Source organism: Jeotgalibacillus marinus (assembly GCF_040801915.1).
Lineage (GTDB): Bacteria > Bacillota > Bacilli > Bacillales > Jeotgalibacillaceae > Jeotgalibacillus > Jeotgalibacillus marinus.
Map to the genome: position 1 here is coordinate 205,111 of NZ_JBFMIA010000002.1, position 24,736 is coordinate 229,846.

The window sequence follows — 24,736 nt, forward strand, 5'->3', positions numbered from 1 at the left end:
TTGAATTTAATTACTTATGAAATTCAATGAATTCTAGTCGATTCCCGAATGGATCTTTTAAAAACATTCGATCTCTTCCAGTAATCGGTTCTTCTTCTTCGATCAAAAACGAAGCTTCCTCTAGTTTTTGACGCAAGTTTTGTAAACCTTCAACGACGAAACCTGGATGTGCTTTTTTTGGTGCAACAAATGGTTCTAATGCGCCAATATGAATTTCTTGCGGACCACATATAAACCAACAGCCGCCTCTATGACGTAGGTTTTCTGGCTTCGGAATTTCTTCAAGACCTAATACCCCTGTATAAAACCTTCTTGCTTCATCTTCTTTGCCTTTAGGTGAAACTAATTGTACATGGTCAATCCCTCTAAAAGAAAAACTCATACCTCATTCCCCCTTCCCCTACATAATCTCGAAACACCCAAAAAATGTCAAATATTATACCGAAAAACTATTTTAATTCTCGATATTTTTCGATAAAAAGCTTGGGATGTTCTTTCACTTTGTATGGAAAGAGCCCTTTAACTGTATGAATATAAAGCCATCCATAACTATTAGCACTGGCCTTATATGATATATCTAATATTTCCGAGAGAAAAAACTGACGTGTTTGATCGGAAATACAATGATCGTATAACAATAAATCATGATTATTCTCAATAATAAGTTGTTCTTCCCAATGAATTTTTCGTGTTACTGTCACATATCCGTGAGAGGCGATGACTTTAATGGGAGCTACCTCCTTTTTTAAATTTAAGCGTGAGGAATCAGTACTGGACCTAAGTACAAGCGACATTTCTCCAACTTTCTGACTGATCTCTATATGATGAAAAACGTTCTCTATTTTCTCACAATTGTAAAATACATACTCCTTAATGTAAACAACTTGATCTTAAGCTAACAGAATGGAATTGCGATCAGATGGTGGTGGCAAACTAGAGGTGGTAGCCAACAACTGTGTTCATGAAAAAAAGGACGTTTCACCATTTAATATTCACTCTAATAATTTATTTTATCTAAGTTGATCTATGGTATACTTAGCCGAAAACAAGACACACTTACCGGAGGCTTTATGCTTACATTTGAAGAGAAATTAACGATTATTGAATCCTATACAGAATTAACACGAAATGACGTGTCACTTGGACGAGTGAATTTCCATTTCGAAGAAAGCACAAGAGATAAAACATTGGTCGTCTACCACCTCCATCCGAATGGAAATGGCTTTGTATTTGGCGGTTTTGTAAAAGGCTACAAAAAGAATGACAAAGGCATGATCAACATTCGAGAATTCCCTGAAGAAGATATTCGCTTGTTAATTGAAAAATCCATTAAATCATTATCGGTTGAGCAGTATGAAGAATTAGCTGATTTTGAACCGCACGTTGAAGAGACGTGGAAAAACCGCAACCAACAAACGCTTACTCTCACAAAAGAAGAAGAGATGTGGAGTGTTTACGCAGGGAAGAATTTAGATGGAATCTTCCCAACGTATAATGAAGCTTCTTCTTATTTAGAGGAAGAGGGATTTACTCGAAAATCCTAAGAGTGCGATTGCGATTCGGCCGCTGTAAATACGTGGACTCAGAAGGGCATTGAGTGATGGTATTTGAACCCATGCATATGAAAAAAAGGACAACTTCACTCACAGGTGAAGTCTGTCCAAGATGAAATTAGATTCATATATCAGTTGTTTTGTACCATAAACGGCCGGTCCTTAAAACAGCCATGTGTCTCTATGTCTCTATTAAATGATTTTTGCATCAGAACCGTTGGCTTGTGTCATTCTATGTTCATGTCGTTTGGATGTGGACCTTTACGTTCACTACGGTCTAGGTCGTTGATGCAAGTCATTTCATCTTCTGTTAATTCAAAGTTGAATACGTCAAAGTTTGATGCGATACGTGATGGTGTCACTGACTTTGGAATAACGATTGCATTGCTTTGTAAATGCCAGCGAATGACGACTTGTGCTGGTTCTTTGCCGTATTTCTCTGCAATGTTACACACAATTTTGTCTTCAAGCACAGCACCACCTTGCATAAGTGGGCTCCATGATTCAACGAAAATACCATTCTTTGCGCAAAATTCTTTTAGTTCGTGCTGACCTAGATACGGGTGGCACTCTATTTGATTTAAAACAGGCTTCACTGTGCATTCAGCCATTAAGCGTTCTAAATGTTCGATTTCAAAGTTACATACGCCTATCGCTTTTACTTTGCCATCCTCGTATAACTTCTCCATCGCTTTGTATGTGTCTATGTATTTATCTTTGGCTGGTATTGGCCAATGCACTAAATAGAGATCAACATAATCAAGACCCAGTTTCTCTAAGCTTTCATCAAACGCTTTGATCGTTGAATCAAAGCCTTGATCTGAGTTCCAAACTTTTGTCGTAATGAAAAGTTCTTCACGAGGTACACCTGATTCTTTAATCCCTTGACCTACACCAGCTTCATTTTTATAAATAGCAGCTGTATCGATTGAGCGGTAACCTACTTCAATCGCTTGTTTCACGGAGTCTGTTGCAACTTGTCCATCTTCCACTCGCCAAACACCTAATCCGATTTGGGGCATTTTGAGTCCATTATTCAATGTTACAGTTTGCATAATACATCTCCTTTCAAAATCAAAAATATGTACTTATTCAGTATACATGAGTTTCTCCTTTCTAGTACCTGAAATACATTGTAATTTATCTATGAAAGAAGTTTAATCAAACGTTTGTTTAGTTAAAAAACATACTTCAAAATTGCCTTCGCAACGCCATCTTCTTGGTTCGAATCTGTCACCCAATCTGCTGCATCTTTTACCTTTTGCTGCGCATTTCCCATGGCAATACCGAATCCCGATTCTTTAATCATCGCGAGGTCGTTCAGACTATCCCCTACCGCCATGACTTGATCCATCGTTAAACCCAGTTGGTCACAAACTTTACGAATTGCTACTGCTTTATTGATTCCTACAGCATTCACTTCTATGTTTGTCAAACTCGAATTCGTGATTTCAAGCGCTTTGTTTTGACCTAATTCTTCTCTAATTGTTTCTCTTACTTTGTCATCTTCAATATCAAAGCCAAATTTCAGCCACTCATGTTCGTCCGTTTTCTCGGGGAAAGAACTATGCTTATTCCACACTCCCCCCACAGTTGAAGACCAATAATGCGTTCCATATTTAAGTGCCATTCCATACATTTGATCGATATGTTTTACATCAATCGTCGTTCGCTCGAGCAGGTTCAAATCTGAATCCCAAATTTCACTGCCATTTACGGTGATTAAAAACGATGACAATGCCAGTGATTGGACCATTTCTTTGCAGTGTATAAGAGGTCTTCCCGTACTTATTATCACAGTCACTCCCGCTTGTTGTGCACGCTTTATCGTTTGGCGGTTTAGTTCTGACACGGTGTGATCGTCTTTTAGCAACGTACCGTCCATATCTAAAGCGATCAATTTTATATCAGTCGTTTTCGTCATACCACCTGATGCCTCCTCGTTAAATTCGTTTCGTTCATTTCAATTTCTATTATATCGATATTTCTTACTAAAATCGATTTCGATAAGTTTCTAATATGTTGGTTGCATCATCTGAATATTTTTGACTCACTAAGAAGGGAATCATCACCATTTGTCGAATTAGTAAAGACACCGTTTAATTTGGAGGGACAATATGAGGTTAAAGCGACCAGCGAAATATGGTTTATATATGATTATACTTAGTTTGCTAATCTTAGTCTTTAACCTACTCTTTTTACTCCCCAAGTATGATTCAGCATCGCTTGATTCTTATTTAGAAGAAAAAATCGCTTGGAAAAATGAAGAAGATAGCGTAATAACCGATGCGTACAAAATTTATGGTGGCAATGAAAATGAACTCTATCTTTGGTATGAATTTGAAGAATGGAATCGCGAGAAACAAGAAGTCGTTGCACGAGGATCTTCCCCTATGGTTGTTCTTTTAAATGAACAACGGGAAGCAGTTGGTCATACAACTCTACGTGACGGCGATGAATATGTGAATAATATGAAAGAACTGGTCCCCTTTTTTGTAAGAATGAGAATGACGACAGGTGATGTCCCACGATCCATTGAACACGCAATCGAAATTCAGCAAGCTGATTTACCACCTGAAGAGGAAGAAGAATTGCAGCTGGACGAACCCTCTGACTAACCCAAAGAAGGAGTGCTATGAATGAATGTAACCGTATGGAACGAATATCGTCATGAACAACAACACGAAGAGGTTCGTAAAATTTATCCTGCCGGAATACATCAAGTTTTAGCTTCTGAACTAGGCGTGCAAGGCTTCGATGTAAAAACGGCCACATTAGACGAGCCAGAACACGGCTTAACAGAAGACGTTTTGAACAATACCGACGTCCTTCTATGGTGGGGGCACCTCGCTCACGAAGAAGTGGATGATGCGATTGTTGAAAGAGTTCAAAAACGTGTTTGGGATGGTATGGGCTTAATCGTCCTTCACTCTGCTCACTTCTCTAAAATATTCAAAAAGCTAATGGGTACTGGCTGCGATTTAAAATGGCGTGAAGCAAAAGAAAAAGAACGTCTATGGGTTGTCGATCCAAGTCATCCAATCGCTGAAGGAATAGACGAATACATTGAGCTTGAAGAAGAAGAAATGTACGGAGAACACTTTGATATCCCAGCACCAGACGAGCTTGTTTTCTTAAGTTGGTTCCAAGGTGGAGAAGTGTTCCGAAGCGGAGCAACGTTCAAACGTGGTAACGGGAAGATTTTCTACTTCCGGCCAGGACACGAAACGCATCCAACTTACTACAACAAACAAATTCAAAAAGTCATTGGCAACGCTGTAAAATGGGCAACACCAACAACACGCAACTCCCCTGTCTACGGCAATGCAAAGCCACTAGAAAAACTTGAAGGCTACAAGATTAAATAGCATAAACCGAAAAATCTAAAAGTTGTTTTAAACAGTACAGAAGAATTGCAAAACGGCTCCATATATCAGCGTATGTAGAAAACGACCAAGTTGAACTTGTAGTTGCTCGTGATATTATTGAGCTTGAGAAAAAGTAGTTGGCGCAAAATACGGCTTTATGTAAACGTTTACACAATCAGCAGGCTTTTATAAAATTTAAACTGATGACAAAACGCTATTTTTTGAAACATCACGGACAGTGTGACCTGAAAAGCGGTTTTGATCACTTAAGGAGGAATAGAAAGTGAAACTAGGAGTATTTACGGTCTTATTTGCACAAAAATCATTCGAAGATATGCTTGATTATGTAAAAGCATCAGGGTTAGATGCTGTTGAAATTGGAACAGGTGGCTATCCTGGTACTGACCACTGTCCAATTGATGAACTGTTAGAAGATGAAGGATTGCGCAATCAGTATTTGGATGCGGTTATATCACGAGGTCTTACAATCAGTGCATTTAGCTGTCATGGTAATCCTGTTAGTCCAGATCCAACTTTAGCAAAAGACAGCGATGACGCATTGAGAAAAAGCATTAAATTGGCGAAATTGATGGATGTTCCCGTTGTCAACACGTTCTCTGGAACACCAGGTGCAGATGAAGAGGCAAAACATCCAAACTGGCCTGTTGCACCATGGCCAAATGAATACGGCGATATTTTATCGTGGCAATGGGAGAACAAGCTGATTCCTTATTGGAAAGAAATCGCTGAAATCGCTAAAGAAGCGGACGTGAAAATTGGTTTGGAATTGCACGGCGGCTTCTCAGTTCACACACCATACACATTATTAAAACTTCGTGAAGCCACGAACGAATACATAGGAGCGAACCTTGACCCAAGTCACTTATGGTGGCAAGGAATTGATCCAGTGGGCGCAATTAAAATTCTTGGAAAAGAAAACGCAATTCATCATTTTCACGCAAAAGATACATTTATCGATCAAGACAATGTGAACATGTATGGTCTAACAGACATGCAATCATATAGTGAAATCCGCACACGCGCATGGAGCTTTCGCTCAGTTGGTTGTGGTCACTCTGTACAAGAATGGTCAGACATCATTAGTTCCCTTCGCACCTATGGCTATGACTACGTTGTCAGCATCGAACATGAAGACCCAATTATGAGCATTGAAGAAGGATTCCAACGTGCGGTTACGAATTTGAAATCAGTGAATATAAAAGAGCAACCTACGGATATGTGGTGGTTGTAACGAAAGTTGAAGTAAGCGTATAGCTCCAGGCAGACGTATAACAAACAACCTTCACATGTTAGCCATCTAACATTTTCTTTCAATCGAATCGGTTAAAGTATAAATGTAACCATAATCAATTGAAGGAGGAGAGTACATTGTCTAATATGATGACTTTTCAAGTAACAGGCACTTCAAGTAAAATGAAATCAGAACTTAAAGCAAAAAATCATTCAATTACGATTGATGAGCCAGCAACTATGGGCGGAACGGATCAAGGAGCCGACCCTTTATCAACTTTACTAGCTTCACTTGCTGGCTGTGAAAATGTGATCGCCAATATGGTCGCAAAAGAATTGAAATTCGACCTTCAAGGCCTTGAGTTTGATATAAAAGGCGAACTGGATCCCCGAGGTCTAATGGGACAGACAGATGTTCAACCTTATTTTAATCATGTCTCTGTTCACGCAAAAGTAAAAACGAATGAAACCCAAGAACGTATTGAGGAACTGAAAGTAAAAACAGATGCTAGATGCCCAGTATTTACAACGTTGAAAGCTGCTGGCATTCCAATTGAAGCCAATTGGGAAAAAGCATAATAAATAAAAAAAGAAGTCGACAAAACGTCGACTTCTTTTTTTATTTATTATTTAGAATTGTTAGATACATCACTTTTTTTACCCTAATCCTGATTTATACTATTAAAAAACAAAGGAGTGATAACTATGGAAAATACAAAACAACCATCAATAATTTCAAGCTATTCGTCAATGATAAAAGCATCTTTAATTGCTAGTACAGTAGCCGGTGTTTTTCTCGGAATACTTATGCAGATGAAGGGCATGCTCACGATGTTGGGAGGAGAAAGTCTGGCGATTGGATGGGTCATGCATATGATGATCAGTTGGATTTTTGGACTTGGATTTGGAGCGATGACTCTTCTTTCTTCTCGATATTACTTAGTTGGTTTTATCCACGGTGTACTAATTTGGGTGATTGGCCCCCTACTCATGATGCCAATCATGATGGGCATGGGTCCAATGATTGGAGAAATGTTTACAACTGCTCAGCTAATGAACCTTGTCACCCACTTGGCCTTCTCTCTCATTCTAGCTGCTTTATTCAGTCGTCTAGTCAATAAACCAAAGAAAGCTTAAGTTCATGACTTTTCGGTTCTGTTGGGTTATCATTTCTTCAACAGGACCGAAAATTTTTTATTTCTTTATGTGAGTTAAACTCACTTTTTTACAGCGCATAATATGGGAAAATAATTATAATACTTACTTTAAAATGATTTTCTTCATTTCATCTGCTTTAATTGTGTACCCAAAGACATTTTTCTTAAGTAATCCTTCTTTTTTCAACTTACTCATCAGAAGGGAAATCGACTCTCGAGAGGAACCCACCATTGTGGCAATATCTTCATGAGTAAGTTTCATTTTGATTGATTGCCACTCTTTTTCTCGCTGTCCGCTTTTTTCACTCATTTTAATCAGCAGAAAAAGTGTTCGATAACGGACATCACCGAGTGCGATTTTTTCACTAAGATCATACGTATCCTTCAGTCGATTCGATAAAATTTGAATAAGTTTAAGCGAAACATCAGGCGTCGATCGAATAAAATCTTCAAATTTTTCCTTGTCCATTGTGCATAAATAACAGTCGGTCATCGCCTCTGCATAGGTTTGCTGATCCGTTAGCATAAAGGATTCCGTTTCACCAAAAACATTGCCGTCTATGAGGATATCAGTGGTAAATTGCTTTCCCTGTGGAGTCATACGGTAAAGACGCACTTGCCCTTTTTTAAGAAAAAATAGTACATCAAGAGGCTGATCAGGGATAAGAATTTGCGTCCCTTTTTTCACCGGCGTCATCGTACTACTTTTATCAATCAACTCTAAATCTTCCATTGGCAACTCATCAAAAAGGTTGATGTGCGAAAGGAGTGTCAGTTTATCCATGGTTAAAATCCCCTCTCTTCTATTAAATGTGCATCCTTCAGATCATGCATTGTTTATTGTTCCTGGATGTACCAAATGTGAACAAGCAAAAATGAAATTAAACGAGCTAGGCATTCCTTTTCAAACTTATAATATTTTCGATTATCGCCATTTATTTCAACATGTGCCAATTGAGAAAAGAAAGGGATTTCCTCTTTTAAACATTCAGCAAGAATATTATGTATATGACGAGATAATGAATATAGAGCATTTACTAGTTACATTAGAAAAATGAAAAAGAATATAAAAAAGAGCCGGCTGACCTTTTAAGAACAGCAGCAAACATTGTCAATGGATCAGAAGATCTTTTCGCTATCTTCTCACATCAATGAACAAGTTTCAAACAACCTCTAAGCCAAATAATGAACTACTTTAAAAGCACCTGTATACAGCTAATTAAAACGTAATCCATCTCACATCTTTTTTCTTTGATATTTGTTATATTTTAATTACTGAATTTTATTATTCAGTAACCAACTTTTCACAGGGAGGCTTCATCATGTTTGAACAACTAACATCAGCAGAACAATATGAAAAAACGATTGGTCAAGATCAACCCGTATTAGTAAAGTTTTATGCGGACTGGTGTCCTGATTGCAAACGAATGGATTTATTTATTGGAGAAGTGATGGAAGGTTTTAACTCGATTCCTTCTTTTTCAATTGATAAGGATGAATTTACAGACATCGCGAGCAAAAATGATGTAATGGGGATCCCTAGCCTACTCGTATTTCAAAATAATCAAAAGCTAGGACACCTACACAGTGCGAATGCCAAAACACCCGATGAGGTACAAGCGTTTCTAGAACCGTTTTTTTCTTAAATCCCTTGTCAACGAAAAGCAAAAAAGGTTGTTTATAAAATCATCAGGTCTGCATTTTAATTTTTCCATTAGGGAAAAACAAAAAAATTAACTTTATTTATAAAGGAGAGATTTTATGAATTCGTTAAAATTAGGGAGTCAAGCACCTTTGTTTGAACTTCCGGCAGAAACAGGTGCGACCTATTCGCTTGAAAAAGATCTAAATGATCGTCCTGGATGGAGATTCTTGGTTTTTTTCCGAGGTGCATGGTGCCCGGTTTGTGTTCAGGATTTAAAAGATCTAGAAGACAGCAAACCTTATTTTGAAAGTAAAGATGTGCATATAACCACAATTTCCACTGATATTCAACAAGATTCTAATGCAATGAAAGAAGAGCATGGTTTATCTTTTCCTGTTTTATCTGATGCTTCGCTTGATTTGTTATCACAATATGGTGTTTTTTACCACGGTGAGGATGCACCTTACGAAGACCATGGCACACATGGTGAAGCTGGTTATTTTTTACTCGATGAAAAAGGAAACGTTCTTTATCAACAAAAGCAGACGAGTCCATTTGGCCGACCAAACGTTAAAGAACTGCGTAAGATTGTTCAATACATCAAGAAAAACTTGAAAAAATAAAACACACAACAGTTAATAGTTCACTATCTGAAAAAAAGTATTTCTCCAAGATAGTGAATAAGCTGTGGATAAACCTATCACACATCCATTTTAACGCTAAAACATCTGAAATATTATAAACATCCAGTTGGTGCCTTATCAGAAGGGTGCCAACTGGATTTTATGTTGCCAACATTGACTTTAGTCTGTCCACGATTGGTGGTGAGTTCGCAACAAAGGGGGAAGTTAAGCCTTAAAAACCTAAGACATAAACAAGCCGAACCCGTAAGATCCAGTTTGTTTATCACTCATTAACTTTTACCAATACACGTCCTCTAATTTTACTTTGCAAAATATCACGCATCGCAATTGGCACATCTTCAAGAGGAACTTCTCGATCCACCATCTCATCCAGATCATCAGGTTTAAGATCGTCAGCGAGTCTTTTCCAAATTTCTTCACGAAGAGGCATTGGGCAATACGCTGAATCTACACCAATTAAACTTACTCCACGAAGGATAAATGGATGCACCGTCGTTGGTATGTCACTTCCGCCAGTTAATCCACTCACAGCAACTGCTCCGCCACGCTTGATCCGACTCAAAACAGATGCCAGACTTTGGCCACCCACCGGATCAACTGCAGCTTGCCACTCACCTTTTTGTAGTGGTCGTAGCGTGCCATTATACACATCTTGTCTTGAAATAATCGTTTGTGCACCAAGGTTTTTCACATAATCGTGCTCCTCGTCTTTCCCTGTACTAGCGACAACCTTGTATCCTCTTTTCGCAAGCATCGCAACAGCCATACTCCCAACACCACCTGTTGCCCCCGTCACAAGTACGTTTCCTTGGTCAGGTGTTAGCCCATTCGCTTCTAATCGATGAACAGATAAAGCCGCCGTGAAGCCAGCTGTACCATAGATCATGGCTTCTCTTAGTGACATATTTTTAGGTAACGGAACGATCCAATCAGCTGGAATATTCGCATACTCGCTATATCCACCAAAATGAGTTACACCAATTTCATAGCTTGTCGCAAGTACTTGGTCGCCCTCTTTAAATCGCTCGTCACTTGATGAAACAACAACGCCTGATAAATCAATTCCAGGAACGAACGGATACGATTGAACAATTTTACCGTTGGCAAGCCCCGCTAAGCCATCCTTAAAATTCACACTAGAATAGGCTACCTTTATTAAAACGTCCCCTTTTGTTAATTGATCTTTTGTTAAGAATTTAACCTCAATAGAAACGTCCTCATCTCTTTTATCCACTACAACTGCTTGAAGATCTGGTGTCATTGTGCACTTATCCCCTTTTCAATTGGTGTTTTCATTCACTTTGAAATGAATGGATTGTCTGCTACATAAAAGCGCCATGGATAATCGCGAGCTTCACCAGAATTATCAATACCAATGCGGGGTCCTGCTTGAATGGTAAGTATGTCTGTTGGCCACCCCTCGCAAATCATCAATGGTGGTTTCATAAAATGCTTTCCGTAATCATCCATTTTAATACCAAGTGCTTTCGTTAATTTCCCTGGTCCATTTGTCCATTCTTTTTTCGGACGTCCAGAGCGTCTCACTCCCATAAGCTCTTGACCATCTAATGGTTCCACCGCACGAATTAAAATCGCATGCGGAATTCCAACTCCAGCACATACCACATTAACGAGCGTATGAGTGTGCATCGTGTAAGTGTAGACTGTGCCCGCTTGATCAAACATCACTTCAGTTCTCTTCGTGCGCCGATTTCCAAAGCTATGTGCTGCTTGATCGTCAGGACCCATGTATGCTTCTGTTTCAACGATGTATCCAGACGCAACACCTTCTTCCGTTTCTTTTACCAGAACGCACCCAAGAAGATTTTGAGCCAGTTCAAGTGTTGATTTGTTGTAAAATATTGGTAGAACTGGTTTGTATTGAATCATAGTCAAATGGCTCCAATCTATATTTGTGCTTTTTATATACTTCTATATTTTCCCTGCGAATCCCTTTGTAAAATTTGGATTGGTTGAAATGGCGTAGCGGTTATGTACGATCATACGTTGGATATACGTGGTAGCAATGGAGCACCGAAGTTTACAATCACTTTACTGGAGCCGACAAACCGTTTACTCACCTTTCACTAAACCAAATTGTCTTTAAAATAAAAAAAACGCCTGACACAGATGTGTCAGGCGTTTTGTATTGTAAAAATTATAATTTTACAACGTTAGCAGCTTGGTCGCCACGGTTACCTTGAGTGATATCAAAGCTAACTTTTTGACCTTCTTCAAGTGATTTGAAACCTTCGCCAGTGATAGCTGAGAAGTGTACGAATACATCTTCGCCGCCTTCAACTTCGATGAAGCCAAATCCTTTTTCTGCATTAAACCATTTAACTGTACCTTCGTTCATGGTAAAACCTCCAACATTTTGTTAAATTTTACTTAATAAAAATGTAAAAATAGACAATTCACATGTTACCAAAGATTACATGCCGAAAGATATATAACCCTTGCTAACATGTGAATTAAAAGATAGTTACTTATTAAGTATTACCTAATACTAGCACGTATTTTTTTAAATAGCAACACCTGGGCGGAAGACACTTCAAAAATGTTTTTAAATTTTGCGTAACCGCTTTCTTTTTACGTGGAATGTCTCATCTGCGCATCCGATCCACATGAAGGATTTACTTTTTTCTAGTTTTTCGATTATTCATTATTTTCTTTACAACCGGATAAATAATTGGTCCAAATTTTATCAAGTTACGAAATAGTTTTCCCATAAGTTATGATCCCTCCTGTTATGTTAACGTTCTTCCCTTTTGGAGCAGATCACAAACCTAATGGTTAAACTAAGTGACAAGCAAGAAAGTGATTTTTATCCACTTCTCTCCACACCGGTTTTTCCTGTGCACAACGTTCTTCTGCAAGTGGACAACGTGTGCGGAATACGCATCCACTTGGTGGGTTGATCGGACTTGGCAATTCTCCTTTAAGCAAAATACGTTCTCGTTTCTCTTCTACATCAGGGTCTGGTATTGGAATCGCGGAAAGCAATGCTTGCGTATACGGATGCAGTGGTATTTCATATAATCGCTCACTTGATGTTAATTCAACCATATGCCCAAGATACATCACACCGATTCGATCTGAAATATGCTTAACCATCGACAAATCATGAGCGATAAAAAGATAGGTTAATCCTTTTTCCTCCTGCAGTGACTTAAGTAAATTCACTACTTGCGCTTGTACAGAAACATCAAGTGCGGATATTGGTTCATCTGCAATGATAAAATCGGGCTCTAACGCCAACGCTCGAGCAATCCCAATTCGCTGCCTTTGTCCTCCACTAAATTCATGTGGATATCGATTAGCGTGATCTCGGTTTAACCCAACATCTTCAAGCAACTGATACACTTTATTTTTCATTTCTTTATTGTTTTATATATCCCATGAATATCCATGGCCTCTGATATTATTTCCATCACAGTGGAACGGGGATTTAGTGAAGCATATGGATCTTGGAAAATCATTTGCATGCTACGTAAAAAAGAAAATCGTTCCTTCTCGTTCATCGTATGAACCTCTCGTCCATCATAAAGAACGTTTCCTTCTGTGCCTTTGTACATCCCCATAACCGTGCGACCTGTTGTAGATTTCCCACAGCCAGATTCCCCAACAAGACCGAGCGTCTCACCTCTATAAACTTGAAAACTAACTCTATCCACCGCTTTTAACAATTGACTTTTACCTATATCGAAATGCTTTTTTAATTTTTTCACTTCTAATAAAACTTCTGTTGTCATGCGAATGCCCCCTGTGTACTCTTCAATCTAGAAGTATTCATTCGTTCCAGTAACGACGTGTTTCGCACCATTCTTTTTCATAAAAGGTTCCTTCAATTGTCTGAATCACAATTTTTTCACCAGGTGTTGGCGAGTGGATCATTTGACCATCACCATAGTAAATGCCTACATGGTGAAGGGCTCCTTTACCTTCTTCATAGGAAAAAAACAACAAATCACCTGGTAGAACCTCCTCTTTTTCAACACGGAAACCTTTTTCAGCTTGTTCCTTAGCATCTCGAGGAATGAGGTAGCCACTCGCTTTAAAAATGTTGTAACTAAATCCTGAGCAATCATAGCCGTATGCACTCATCCCACCCCATAAATATAAAAGGCCTTGGAAACGTGATGCTTCATTGATGATACCTTCCCCATTTTTCTTAGGAATCTCATCCACTGAATCAAACGCTGTTGCTGCTTCTTTTTGTATAAAAGCATTTCCATGGGGTGTGTGAACCTCCAAAAGATCTTCTTGTTCACTAAGTAAGGGTAATACCGTGTTATAGCTAAGCGGGATAATTCCTGTTTTGTTTTCGCCATATAATGTTGTTATTTTATCCGTTACTATTACAATTTGATGGTCGGTGAACTCCTCCTCATCATCTCGTTCAATTTTTGTAATGTGCACAAGCGGAACCCATCCAGGATAGCCAAGTTTATTTTTTTTAGAAAATTGATTCGGGATGACAACATGCGCCCAATCACCTGTTTCTTCTAAAATATAAACAATTTCCCCGTATAAGATTTGGGATTGGATTCGTTTTTCATCCAATAATGCTTTTCGTTCCTCTGGTGATAATCTTTCTAGCCACGCTTCTATTTGCACGGGGTTTCTTACACTTTCCTCATCGATTAAACGAGGTGATTGTGCATCTGTCCACAGGGTTGCTACCGTTACATTGATAAGACCTGTTGCAATACTCATACATACACCTCCTAAAATAACTAATCCACGCTATTCAACCCTATAATTTCAGTTATCCCTAGACCCGGTGTATTTAATAAAAACATTTTTTCACTCTCAAACTGAACACCACCTTGAACAATATCCCTTGAAAGCAGCAGTGGTGCATCAAAATCGAAACGAGTGATGTTTCGTTGACTAGCTGCAAAATGAGATGCAGTCGTAATACCTATTTTCGTCTCGATCATACTGCCGACCATGCAAAGCACTCCGTACGCTTCAGCTAACTTGTTAATGGTTAGAGCTTGGTGAATGCCCCCTGATTTCATCAATTTTATATTGATTAAATCTGCGCTCCTTGTTTGTAAAACATTAATCGCATCCTGAGGAGTAAACACACTTTCATCCGCCATGATCGGTATGCTTGTATGGTCTGTCACTTGCTTTAACCCGACGATATCGTGTGCTGGGACAGGTTGTTCAACGAGTTCAATATCAAACCCCGCGTCTTCCATTTTGCGAATCGCATAGACTGCTTCTTTTGCGGTCCAGCCTTGGTTTGCATCTAAGCGCAACTGACAGTCCATTCCTACTTTTTCACGAATTGCACGGATTCGGTCGATATCCTGCTGAATAGAGCCAATTCCTACTTTTATTTTCAGCACACGAAATCCATCTTGTAAAAATTGAGATGCATCCTCTGCCATCTCTTCAGGCTCATTTACACTCACTGTATAATCTGTTGTGAACTGTGAGCGATTACCACCTAAAAATTGATACAATGGCAGATTAGCATGCTGAGCAAGTAGATCATAAATAGCTGAATCAATTGCGGCTTTTGCACTTGTATTTCGTTCCATTGAAGAATGTAAAAGATAAAATAATTGCTCTCTATCTAATATGGAGTAGTTAAGAAGCTTAGGTGCCATCACGTCATTGATTGCAGCTTCAATACTTGCCATTGAGTCTCCAGTAATCACATGTGTTGGAGGCGCTTCGCCATAGCCAATTTTCCCGTCATCGGCCGTGATTTTCACCACAACAGATTCAGCAACTGTTAAAGTGCGCAACGCAGTTTTAAAAGGTTTCTTTAGAGGAACTGCTACACGGTATGTTTCTATTAATTTAACCTTCATAGATACGCTCCTTTAACATGCTCATTGGACCCCTGGCATAATAATCAAGCTTTTCGTTTTTGACGAGAGCTTTGCTTTTACTCCTAATGGCACAGCAAAATGTGGCTGACAATGACCTATTTTAAAGCCTTTAATAACAGGTATTTCTAATCTTTTTAAATAATGATCAAGCACTTCATCCAGACTTTGAGAAGGTTTGTCGTTGGTTGGTACAGCATTTTTAAAGTCACCAACCACAACCCCCGCTGCAGAAGCCAGCTTTCCTGCCATTGTAAGTTGATTAAGCATACCGTCAATGCGATACGGCTCTTCATCCACATCTTCAATCAATAAGATCTTTCCTTCGGTTTCCAGTTCATACGGGGTCCCCATCATGCTCTGTATAAGAGAAAGGTTTCCTCCAACAAGCTCCCCAACACATTCTCCCTCAGCAATCACCTCAAGTGGTGAGATGTATTCTGTATAATGAAGCTCTTTTGGTTCAAACAACTGCTGAAACATCTTTTTTGAAAGGTCATCAAACCCTTCTTTCCCTACATCAGATGCAAGCATTGGACCATGAAAGGTAACCAATCCCGTACATTGACGGATTGCATTGTGTAAAAATGTAATATCACTATATCCCCAAAAAATTTTTGGATTTCGCTTGATCAGTTCATAATTTATTTGTTCAGCAATTCGACCAGTGCCGTAGCCTCCTCCAGCACAAAAAATTGCATGAACAAATGGATCTTTAAACATTGAATGTAAATCATGAAGTCGGTCTTCATCTGCTCCAGCTAAATAACCATTGATGTCTTGAACATGGTTCCCGATTTTCACGTTCACACCTAGCTCCCTTAAAAATATGAAGGAACGCTTTAGTTGTTCGATATTAGGAGGGCTCGCTGGTGCAATCACTCCAACCGTATCTCCTCGCTGTAACCTTTTTGGCAAAATCATCCTATCATTCTCCTTTCTCACTCTGAAAAAAGGGTGGTCACACACCCACTTTTCACAGTAATAAAGAGCAATCACCATGTGGAAGGAAGCGCATTATTTTGCACTTCCTTCTGAAGTGAGTAATTATTCGGTTTTGTCTGCCACTTTAATTCCACATAGCCAACTGGGTGTCGCACGATGTCTTTTACTAACTCATCATGCAAATGCACTTGGTTATTGTAGTGAACGGGAAAAATAGGCATTTCATCCATCAGGAGCTTCTCAGCTTGATAAAGTAATTCATAACGAGCTGCTTCATCAGACTCAACTTTTGAATCTGCAATTAACTGATCATATTCATCATTTGACCAGCCGGTACGGTTCATCGAAGAATCTGTTACAAAGCTTTCAAGTGCGTTCACTGGATCTGCATAGTCATGTAGGAATGAACTGCTAGACAATTGATGCTGAAGTCCACGCTGTTCATCAAGGAACACGTTACTTTCAGAGCTTGAAAGAGCCTTGCCAACTCTTGTACATGTGCTAAAGACTTTTTCTTCTTCACCTCATATGATTATTTTTATTCAACTTATATCCTATGATGAAGACCTCGTTATATATTCTGATAACAAAAAAATAACCCCTCCGCCAACTAAATGGTAGAGGGATTTTGACATCAATCAAACATTCTTAACATCAACATATATCAGACTAGCTGTGATATATAAACCACTTTTAAGAAGATACATATCGGTAGAGCTTCCTGGTACATTTACTCTTTCTTTTAATACCAACAATGCAGTGGTGATAGTGCCAACCAACAAAGTGACTTGAAAAATGGCATCCGACAATAAGGGCGATAATCGCAGGAATGAAAGCCACAGGCCACCACATTTCTCCGAACCCTATTACGATCAATGCTGCGGCGATAATAATGGCATTTGATAGTGACAAACAACACTGTCTACTTGACCGAGGTCACCTCTGTTGGTGGAGGGGTATTTTTTATCTATCAACAGCATGTAGCGAGGTCTTCTCTCATAAGATAGATGGTCAGTAAAAATGGAGCTGAAAAATGATGACTGATAAAGTAGAAAAATCCCCTGCTGTGCATGTAAAGGAGTGGGCAACGATTACACTCTGTCTTCTTGCGAAGTTTGTATGTGACTGTTTGAAAGAGAAAAAGCGTCACTGCTGAAAGCACCGTTCGGAAAGGTAGGGAGGTGAAGGATTGAAAACGTCCAAAGACAAGTGTTTAGTGTCCATTCTACTTCTCACGTTTGGGTTACTCTTCGTAGGGGTCGTCATCGTGGGTGGGATCCTTTTCTTTAACGAAAAAATACTCATGGTGCCGACGGATGAATTTCCTACGATTTCATCTGCAGTTGATATGGCAGTAGAAGGAGATATTATCTTAGTAAAAACAAAAGAAGATGGTACCCCTTATGAGGAAAACGTCGATATTAATACGGATAATATCAAACTGATTGGGATAGGGAAAGTGAAACCTGTAATAGATGGAGATGTCGTGGGAGGTATAGGTATAAATCTTACTGACAGATCTGGCGTGTTGGTGCAGAATTTTTCTATTCAAAACTTCTCTGGCTCTGGTTTTTTCTTATCCAGTTCAAATAGCAACATGATTAAAGGGAATGACGTTAATAGGAGTGGAGATTTTGGTATTCGCTTATTATCTAGTTCAAATAGCAACATGATTAAAGGGAATAGCGTTAATGGTAATCAGCAGGGTATTGTGTTAGACAGTTCAAATAGAAACACGCTTAAAGGGAATAACGTTAATCGTAATATGTTTAATGGAATTTCCTTAGACTCTTCGGACGAGAACTTGCTTAAAGGAAATAACGTTAAAGATACCCCTTCTTTTAATGGGATTTCCTTAGATGATAATTCTAACGACAATGATGTTTTCTTTAATCGTGCGTTCGGGAATGGGAATGGGAATACGACTTTCGATATCAACGATCAAAATATCACAGTTCCTCTCAACAATTTCAAAGAAAATAAATGTGATATTAGTAACAAACCTAATATTTGCAATTGATCACTCGTAGCACCCATCGGGGTGCTTTTTTCTATGGAAGCGAGTCGATCGCTTTGATCTTATGGACAATAATCAATAAGAATTACATATACTATGATTGACTAAGCCACTCTTGCTTCAATTGGTAAGGGGGCTGTTTTTTGTTTTATTATTTTATTTTCACACCATTGAATTCGTCACCATTTATTTTTCTTATCCTATTCCAAGAGATACTGGCTCTATAACCTTGAAACATTGATAGTATGATCCCATCATCAAGTTGAATGCGGGATCGTTATTGTTTAGCACAATTGAATTAGCTCATAATAAAAAAGACAAAAACACCCCAAATTAAGTTCATAAGGGGTGTTTGCTGGCATCAGATCATTAGAAGCTTTGAGCAACTTCTCTTGCTTCAGCGATTGCCTTTTCTTTAATTTCTTCTGCTTTATCTGGCATTGCATTTTGACCTTCAACAAAGATTCCTGAAAATTCAGGAACAGCAAAGAATTGCATGATCGTGTTTAAATAACGATGGCCCATTTCCATTGAAGCTGCAGGACCTTCAGAATAAACGCCACCACTAGCTTGGATATGGATCGCTTTTTTATCTGTTAATAGACCAACTGGACCTTGTTCTGTATATTTAAATGATTTTCCTGCAATCGAAACAGAGTCTAAATAAGCTTTCATTACTGGAGGGAACGAGAAATTCCACATTGGTGTTGCGAAAACATATTTATCAGCTCCGATGAATTGTTCACATAGTTCAGACAAACGTCCAACCTTTGCTTTTTCCCCATCAGATAATTGAGAAAAGTCGGCTCCATTTTGTAGTTTTCCCCAACCGCCAAATACTTCCGCATCAATTGCTGGAACATCTTCTTTAAACAAATCTACATGAACAATTTCGTCAGCAGGATTTGCCTCTTTATAAGTATCAATAAATGCTTTTCCTACCGCCATGCTGTAAGACTGAGTGTGATCATTTGGATTAGCTGTAATGTAAAGAACTTTCGTCATAACTTAAACCCTCTTTTCTTTGATTTGGTAATGTTACGGTTTTATAATAGTTCAAATTCGAGATATTATCAAATGTTATGCTCTGCTCTTTTTATTATTCCGTTTTCTGAAATATTTAGCGTTCAGATGTCGACCTATATCAATGAAGTCTGCAGTTAATGTGGACGGATCTTTCGGATTCTTAAATTGACATTTTATTTATAAACGTATGTTCCACCGCTAACCGAGCACAAAATCAGTGTCAGCGAACACTCATTCCTTCCTTCTCTTACATCTGGAAATATAAAATATTTATTTGTAACCTCCCCCCTCAATACACGTCTACTTTATAAAGAACACTCAGTAAAGGGGGAAACAGTGTGAATAAAAAAAGGTGGGTACTCTCAGGTATACTCACGTTGTTGATTGGATCGTTAGCGACGCTCTTTTTCTTTCTACAACCATCCGTTATGGGAGTCACAAGCGGTACTTTGCAAACGAATGCTTGGACGCTTCATTTTTCACGCTCATTGAACGAATCTACAATAAGTGAAGATTCTGTCTATGTTTTAAATAAAGAAAAGGAACGTGTTCTAGTAGATGTTCAGCTAAGTACAGATGGCAAGATTCTACACGTCACCCCTCCTGAAAATGGTTATAACAATCTTCAAGATTACACGCTACACCTTTCAGATAACATTAAATCAACGTTTGGTCTAGGAATACGCGGAGAACTAGCCATTCCGCTTAAGGTAAGTCACGACTTAGCTACTGTCGAATCGGAAGAATACCTTAAAAATCACTTTGCAGCTATTTTAGAAAATAAAAAGAGTCAGGAGCAAAGTTACCAATCATTCGATAATGTAAAGATGACAATAGAAGAAAGTTCATCAGGTGGCGATAGTGGCCACTCCCAAACGAATAACCAAGTAGATGGTGTAAATGAAGCTGATATTGTTCAAACTGACGGAGAGTTTATTTACCATATTAACGATCATCAGGATGTAAAGGTTGTTAAATCCTATCCTGCTGAAGCGCTGGAAACTGTAGCAACCATTGAATTCGAAGATAATTTTTACGTCTCACAATTATTTTTAACAGACGACACGCTTGTTGTCATTGGAGACAAGTGGATTCCTTTTAATCAAGAAAAAAGCGGTAATATGGATTACTCGTACGACCAAAATGTCACGATTGCCAAGCTTTATGACGTTAGTAATCAAACAGCACCTGAATTAATGCGTGAAGTTGGAGCTGAAGGTTATTTTAATAACGCCAGAATGATTGATTCAAACCTGTATGTCATTACAAATCACGCACCAAATTACTGGATTATGGAAGAGGATAGCGACATCGAACTACGCCCTCATACGTGGGACAGTAATAAAAGCGAATCATTCGAACCAATGTCAGTTGATGAGATTAAAATAATTCCTGAAAACGAGAACAGCAATTACACGGTCATTACCGTCGTAGATGTAAGCGATCACAATTCAGAAGTTCTAACAGAGTCCTATTTAGGTAGCAGCGGGCAAGTATACATGTCGGAAAACAGCCTTTATTTAGCAGAGACAAATAATATGGTTTCGACGTTACAAATGGGTATTATGCCAGTCATACCCGAAGACTCAAGCACAACTATTTATAAATTTGCCATTGATGATTTGAATGTTGATTTTGTAGCGAAAGGCTCAGTGAAAGGAAATGTGTTAAATCAATTTTCAATGGATGAGCATGATGACCATTTCCGAGTCGTCACAACAGAAGGAAATACGCAGGGAGAAAACATGACCTCTTTTAACCATCTCTTTATTTTAAATGAAGCGATGGAGCAGGTTGGTTCGGTTGAAGACCTTGCAAAAGGAGAGCGCATCTACTCCGCTCGATTTATGGGTGACAAAGCGTACATGGTGACATTTAGAGAAACCGATCCACTCTTTGTTATTGATACCGCTAACCCTGAAGCACCTGAAGTATTGGGTGAATTAAAAATCCCAGGTTTCAGTACCTATTTGCACCCATTAGATGAAAATCACTTAATCGGTTTTGGCGTAGATACAGAACTCGAAGAAAGTAAAGTTGCTGGACAGCCGCCATTGGTCATTCAAACTGGCATGAAGATTTCATTGTTTGATATCACTGATTTCAGCAATCCAAAAGAAAAGGACACTGAGATCATTGGTGGGCAAGGTACTCATTCTCCTGTTATGTCCGACCACAAAGCGCTGTTTCATCATACTGAACGCAATTTATTCGGCTTCCCTATCGCAGTTTACGATCAAAAAGAGCTGAATAGCGAATTGAATTTTGTGAACCAAGGTGCCCTTCTCTACACGATCACACCCGAAAATGGCATTGAACTTACGAAAGAAATGTACGACCAAAAAGTCGAAGGGCAAATGTACGATAATTGGGAAGAGCTTGTTCAGCGTATGCTTTATATTGAAGATACTCTTTACACAGTGAAATCGAATGAAGTAAAAGCGTATGAATTGCCATAAGGAACAAAAGAAAAAGAGGTGTTTAACTCCGACAGACGTAAAACGATCAACACAAGTAGGCGCTTTTTGGGTGGTGTACGCTCCCAGGGGTTACCCGCTTGAGCTGGATAGAACAAAGGCGAAAGCGGGTGCTGAACTCCGACAAGTCAGTACTCTTTGCTAACAAGTTGGCGTGACTTAAATCCTTAAGGAGCTTAGAGATATCATTATTAAAAATTATGAACATTCATTATTTACAAATAATCCAACTGCTGTTAACATAAACAATCAAACGCGATGATAAGAAGAGTAGATAAAGTCATTCTTCAAAGAGAGCTCCGGTTGCTGAAAAGGAGCAAGAATGACTTATTGAACCAAGTCTTTGAGCAGCACAAAGGATCCTTTTTGGTGATGGTGTGACGGGAGCTCCCGTTATAGAGCTAGGGTATAAGCTAATATGCTGTACCTAATGAGGATGATATGGTGACATGTCAACAAAACTGGAGTGGTACCGCGAATGCATAATCTCGCCTCCAAGATGAAAATCTTGGAGGCGGGATTTTTTTTATTGGCATTAAGTGTGAATCAATACTTGTGACAAAAAAACATTCGGGGAGGAATAGAGATGGATATGCATACAGTGAAAGAACGCTGGAAGTATTATGCTATTTTAATGTTCGGGGTTGGTGCTTCCAACATAGGCTCTTGGATTTATTTACTTGCGTTAAATCTAATTTTATTTGAAATGACAGGCTCTCCATTAAGCATTGTATTTCTATACACGCTTATCCCTTTAGCTACATTATGTACAAATAGTTGGGCAGGAACGGTCATTGATCGGAAAAACAAACGTAATTTGATGATCTACTTAGATTTATCTAGAGCGATCTTTATTATGATGATTCCATTTCTACCGTCAATTTGGCTCATCTATTTCATTGCTTTTATTATTTATATGGCTAACTCTATTTTTCAACCTACCTCGATGACTTATATCACAAAGCTAATTCCTGTTGAACAAAGAAGACAATTCAATTCACTCTTTAATATGGTCACATCTGGTGCTTTTTTTATTGGTCCTGCAATTGCAGGTATTCTTTTTAACATTGGTACACCAATATTTGCCCTCTATACAACTGTAATTACTTTTATTTTGTCAGCGCTCGCGACGTTGTTCATGCCGAACCTTGAACGTGATACTTTGGATGGAGCAAACCACTCTACCTTTTCGTCGGAATTATTAAAAAAAGATTGGAAAGCAGTCATCTCGTTTAGCCGTAGAAACCTACCTGTTATTGTCATTTATCTTCTTTTTAGTGGAGTTATGATGGTCATGGCAACAGCGGTTGATTCACTAGAGGTTTCTTTTTCTAAAGAGGTTTTGCAGTTATCCGATAGTAAATATGGATTTCTCGTAAGCATTGCTGGAGCAGGTATTGTCGTTGGATCGATCATAAATACGTTTCTTACAAAAACATTTTCCATTTTCACTTTAATGAGTGGTGGCACTGTACTTGTTTCGTTCGGGTATATGATTTTTGCGTTTTCTACTACTTTTCCTGTTGCAGCTCTCGGTGTCTTCACCCTTGCATTTTTCATCTCATTCGCTAATACAGGATTTCTTACCTTTTATCAAAATCATGTACCCGTTGAAATGATGGGAAGAATTAGCAGTATTTACGGGTTGATCGAAGCCATTTTAATTATTATGGCAACATTGATTTTGGGATTTCTTACTCAATTATTATCGCTTCAAATCGTTGTGATAACCGGAACGATTAGTATGATGGCGGTAGCACTTTCTTTAAGCATTTACATTTTTTCTACATCTTCGCAATTTAAAAAGACAGTCGATTCTGCGATTAAATCTGAAATCAGTCAGTAAGAGCTAGTGAAGTACCATGTTGCGAACTAGCTTAATGGTAGTCAAATGTAGTAAGATATAGGGCATGTTTATATAAGAAGGAGATTTTTAAAATGAACTATAAAATGATTGTACTCGATATGGATGATACTCTTTTACGAGATGACCATACCATCTCCGAACAGACTAAAAAAGCATTGATGGCTGCACAAGAGATGGGTGTTAAGGTCGTTTTAGCCTCAGGTCGACCTACGTATGCCATGATTGATGTTGCAAAGGAACTTAAATTAGATAATTACGGTAGCTATATTTTGTCATTTAATGGTGCAAAAATTATTAACGCCGATACAAAGGAAGAATTGTTCAGCAGCACTCTTTCCCCTGAAACAGTTCATCATTTATATGATATTAGCCAACGAGAAAATGTTGGTATTCAAACGTACATTGGTGATTCCATCATTACAGAAACGCCTAACCCCTATTCAGATATTGAGGCTGAAATTACTGGCCTACCATTAAATATCATCGAGGATTTTAAAGAATCCGTTACAGACCCTGTCGTGAAAGTATTGATGCTAGAAGATGGAGAAAAATTAGTTCACGTAGAAAAGAAACTTCAAGAAGAAATGCGCGGTCAACTTAGCGTCATGCGCTCAAAACCATATTTCCTTGAGTTCACTGAAAACGGCGTAACTAAAGGGTCGAGCATTGAACAGTTAATTAAAAAAATCGGCATAACCAAAGAAGAAGTCATTGCAGTAGGCGACAGCTACAACGACCTATCCATGATTAAATTCGCTGGACTTGGTGTCGCAATGGGCAACTCTCCTGACGACATCAAACAAGTCGCTGACCATATTACAGACACAAACATGAACGACGGCGTAGCTAAAGTTGTGGAAGAATTTTTGTTAGGAGTCACAGTGCTTTAATCCATTAAATAATTGTTCATTTTGATGTTTAAAGGTCTTTTGGG

At 38.6% G+C, this 24,736-nt stretch carries 27 protein-coding genes, 1 pseudogene and 1 other annotated feature; of the genes and pseudogenes, 14 read left to right on the forward strand and 14 right to left on the reverse strand.

The genetic code is table 11. From position 1 onward, the window contains the following. Positions 1 to 10: 10 nt before the first annotated feature. Positions 11 to 382, reverse strand: a complete 372-nt coding sequence (locus AB1471_RS03995; protein WP_367778307.1) for a VOC family protein — start codon at positions 380 to 382, stop codon at positions 11 to 13. A 688-nt stretch (positions 383 to 1,070) separates the two neighbouring features. Here AB1471_RS03995 and AB1471_RS04000 point away from each other — a divergent pair. Further along, positions 1,071 to 1,544, forward strand: a complete 474-nt coding sequence (locus tag AB1471_RS04000; protein ID WP_367778308.1) for a hypothetical protein — start codon at positions 1,071 to 1,073, stop codon at positions 1,542 to 1,544. 236 nt (positions 1,545 to 1,780) lie between these two features. Here AB1471_RS04000 and AB1471_RS04005 read toward each other — a convergent pair whose 3' ends face one another. Together AB1471_RS04005 and AB1471_RS04010 are read right to left on the reverse strand one after the other, a co-directional pair. Beyond that, positions 1,781 to 2,608: an aldo/keto reductase gene (locus AB1471_RS04005; protein WP_367778309.1), complete on the reverse strand. Its 828-nt coding sequence runs from the start codon at positions 2,606 to 2,608 to the stop codon at positions 1,781 to 1,783. Positions 2,609 to 2,730: 122 nt separating this feature from the next. After that, on the reverse strand, positions 2,731 to 3,477 hold the full coding sequence (locus AB1471_RS04010) for a Cof-type HAD-IIB family hydrolase (protein WP_367778310.1): 747 nt from the start codon (positions 3,475 to 3,477) through the stop codon (positions 2,731 to 2,733). A 193-nt stretch (positions 3,478 to 3,670) separates the two neighbouring features. Here AB1471_RS04010 and AB1471_RS04015 point away from each other — a divergent pair, with 193 nt between their 5' ends. The 5 genes from AB1471_RS04015 to AB1471_RS04035 all read left to right on the forward strand — a co-directional run bounded on the left by AB1471_RS04015 (position 3,671) and on the right by AB1471_RS04035 (position 7,309). Beyond that, positions 3,671 to 4,171, forward strand: coding sequence for a hypothetical protein (locus AB1471_RS04015; protein WP_367778311.1), 501 nt, complete (start codon positions 3,671 to 3,673; stop codon positions 4,169 to 4,171). Between the two features lie 21 nt (positions 4,172 to 4,192). Then, positions 4,193 to 4,921 carry a ThuA domain-containing protein gene (locus AB1471_RS04020; RefSeq protein WP_367778312.1) on the forward strand — a complete coding sequence of 243 codons (729 nt, stop codon included), beginning with the start codon at positions 4,193 to 4,195 and terminating at the stop codon, positions 4,919 to 4,921. Between the two features lie 283 nt (positions 4,922 to 5,204). Continuing rightward, positions 5,205 to 6,173, forward strand: coding sequence for a sugar phosphate isomerase/epimerase family protein (locus AB1471_RS04025; protein ID WP_367778313.1), 969 nt, complete (start codon positions 5,205 to 5,207; stop codon positions 6,171 to 6,173). A gap of 137 nt (positions 6,174 to 6,310) precedes the next feature. Continuing rightward, positions 6,311 to 6,751, forward strand: coding sequence for an OsmC family protein (locus AB1471_RS04030; RefSeq protein ID WP_367778314.1), 441 nt, complete (start codon positions 6,311 to 6,313; stop codon positions 6,749 to 6,751). Positions 6,752 to 6,877: 126 nt separating this feature from the next. Next, positions 6,878 to 7,309, forward strand: a complete 432-nt coding sequence (locus AB1471_RS04035) for a hypothetical protein (RefSeq protein ID WP_367778315.1) — start codon at positions 6,878 to 6,880, stop codon at positions 7,307 to 7,309. Between the two features lie 123 nt (positions 7,310 to 7,432). Here the strand turns inward: AB1471_RS04035 and AB1471_RS04040 are convergent, their stop codons facing one another. After that, positions 7,433 to 8,113, reverse strand: coding sequence for a Crp/Fnr family transcriptional regulator (locus AB1471_RS04040; RefSeq protein WP_367778316.1), 681 nt, complete (start codon positions 8,111 to 8,113; stop codon positions 7,433 to 7,435). Here AB1471_RS04040 and AB1471_RS04045 point away from each other — a divergent pair. The 3 genes from AB1471_RS04045 (at position 8,112) to AB1471_RS04055 (ending at position 9,597) form a co-directional block, all read left to right on the forward strand. Beyond that, positions 8,112 to 8,387: a glutaredoxin domain-containing protein gene (locus AB1471_RS04045; RefSeq protein ID WP_367778317.1), complete on the forward strand. Its 276-nt coding sequence runs from the start codon at positions 8,112 to 8,114 to the stop codon at positions 8,385 to 8,387. The two genes, AB1471_RS04040 and AB1471_RS04045, sit on opposite strands and share 2 nt — an antisense overlap. A 264-nt stretch (positions 8,388 to 8,651) precedes the next feature. Beyond that, positions 8,652 to 8,975: a thioredoxin family protein gene (locus tag AB1471_RS04050; protein ID WP_367778318.1), complete on the forward strand. Its 324-nt coding sequence runs from the start codon at positions 8,652 to 8,654 to the stop codon at positions 8,973 to 8,975. A gap of 115 nt (positions 8,976 to 9,090) precedes the next feature. Then, positions 9,091 to 9,597 (forward strand): peroxiredoxin family protein, encoded by a 507-nt coding sequence (locus AB1471_RS04055; protein WP_367778319.1) that lies wholly within the window; start codon positions 9,091 to 9,093, stop codon positions 9,595 to 9,597. A gap of 283 nt (positions 9,598 to 9,880) precedes the next feature. On the opposite strand, the gene AB1471_RS04060 is transcribed toward AB1471_RS04055, so the two are convergent. From AB1471_RS04060 to AB1471_RS04095, 9 genes and pseudogenes are all read right to left on the reverse strand, one after another. Beyond that, positions 9,881 to 10,879, reverse strand: coding sequence for an acrylyl-CoA reductase family protein (locus AB1471_RS04060; protein WP_367778320.1), 999 nt, complete (start codon positions 10,877 to 10,879; stop codon positions 9,881 to 9,883). A gap of 35 nt (positions 10,880 to 10,914) precedes the next feature. Next, positions 10,915 to 11,508, reverse strand: a complete 594-nt coding sequence (locus AB1471_RS04065) for a DNA-3-methyladenine glycosylase (protein WP_367778321.1) — start codon at positions 11,506 to 11,508, stop codon at positions 10,915 to 10,917. 268 nt (positions 11,509 to 11,776) lie between these two features. After that, complete coding sequence (locus tag AB1471_RS04070) at positions 11,777 to 11,977, reverse strand: cold-shock protein (protein ID WP_041053681.1); 201 nt, start codon at positions 11,975 to 11,977, stop codon at positions 11,777 to 11,779. A 277-nt stretch (positions 11,978 to 12,254) separates the two neighbouring features. Further along, positions 12,255 to 12,350: a small protein YxzF gene (yxzF, locus tag AB1471_RS18500; protein ID WP_496350329.1), complete on the reverse strand. Its 96-nt coding sequence runs from the start codon at positions 12,348 to 12,350 to the stop codon at positions 12,255 to 12,257. A gap of 64 nt (positions 12,351 to 12,414) precedes the next feature. Beyond that, positions 12,415 to 13,373, reverse strand: a pseudogene (locus tag AB1471_RS04075) (ABC transporter ATP-binding protein). Between the two features lie 37 nt (positions 13,374 to 13,410). Beyond that, complete coding sequence (locus AB1471_RS04080; RefSeq protein ID WP_367778322.1) at positions 13,411 to 14,337, reverse strand: C40 family peptidase; 927 nt, start codon at positions 14,335 to 14,337, stop codon at positions 13,411 to 13,413. A 20-nt stretch (positions 14,338 to 14,357) separates the two neighbouring features. Next, a complete protein-coding gene (locus AB1471_RS04085; protein WP_367778323.1) occupies positions 14,358 to 15,452 on the reverse strand; it encodes a dipeptide epimerase in 1,095 nt (364 codons plus the stop codon). A 21-nt stretch (positions 15,453 to 15,473) separates the two neighbouring features. Then, the gene (locus AB1471_RS04090; RefSeq protein ID WP_367778324.1) at positions 15,474 to 16,394 is read right to left on the reverse strand and encodes a S66 peptidase family protein; all 921 of its coding nucleotides are present in this window, start codon (positions 16,392 to 16,394) and stop codon (positions 15,474 to 15,476) included. Between the two features lie 71 nt (positions 16,395 to 16,465). After that, complete coding sequence (locus tag AB1471_RS04095; RefSeq protein WP_367778325.1) at positions 16,466 to 16,870, reverse strand: periplasmic substrate-binding domain-containing protein; 405 nt, start codon at positions 16,868 to 16,870, stop codon at positions 16,466 to 16,468. A gap of 578 nt (positions 16,871 to 17,448) precedes the next feature. Between AB1471_RS04095 and AB1471_RS04100 the strand changes: the two genes are divergently transcribed. Then, the gene (locus tag AB1471_RS04100; protein WP_367778326.1) at positions 17,449 to 17,571 is read left to right on the forward strand and encodes a hypothetical protein; all 123 of its coding nucleotides are present in this window, start codon (positions 17,449 to 17,451) and stop codon (positions 17,569 to 17,571) included. A gap of 33 nt (positions 17,572 to 17,604) precedes the next feature. After that, a complete protein-coding gene (locus tag AB1471_RS04105; RefSeq protein ID WP_367778327.1) occupies positions 17,605 to 18,435 on the forward strand; it encodes a NosD domain-containing protein in 831 nt (276 codons plus the stop codon). Positions 18,436 to 18,801: 366 nt separating this feature from the next. Here AB1471_RS04105 and AB1471_RS04110 read toward each other — a convergent pair whose 3' ends face one another. Continuing rightward, complete coding sequence (locus tag AB1471_RS04110; RefSeq protein ID WP_367778328.1) at positions 18,802 to 19,437, reverse strand: FMN-dependent NADH-azoreductase; 636 nt, start codon at positions 19,435 to 19,437, stop codon at positions 18,802 to 18,804. A gap of 359 nt (positions 19,438 to 19,796) precedes the next feature. On the opposite strand from AB1471_RS04110, the gene AB1471_RS04115 reads away from it, so the two are divergent. The 3 genes from AB1471_RS04115 (at position 19,797) to AB1471_RS04125 (ending at position 24,692) form a co-directional block, all read left to right on the forward strand. Beyond that, positions 19,797 to 21,917, forward strand: a complete 2,121-nt coding sequence (locus tag AB1471_RS04115) for a beta-propeller domain-containing protein (protein ID WP_367778329.1) — start codon at positions 19,797 to 19,799, stop codon at positions 21,915 to 21,917. A gap of 267 nt (positions 21,918 to 22,184) precedes the next feature. Beyond that, positions 22,185 to 22,434, forward strand: a binding site (T-box leader). Between the two features lie 93 nt (positions 22,435 to 22,527). Beyond that, positions 22,528 to 23,781, forward strand: coding sequence for an MFS transporter (locus AB1471_RS04120; protein WP_367778672.1), 1,254 nt, complete (start codon positions 22,528 to 22,530; stop codon positions 23,779 to 23,781). A 92-nt stretch (positions 23,782 to 23,873) separates the two neighbouring features. Continuing rightward, complete coding sequence (locus tag AB1471_RS04125) at positions 23,874 to 24,692, forward strand: Cof-type HAD-IIB family hydrolase (RefSeq protein WP_367778330.1); 819 nt, start codon at positions 23,874 to 23,876, stop codon at positions 24,690 to 24,692. Positions 24,693 to 24,736: the final 44 nt, after the last annotated feature.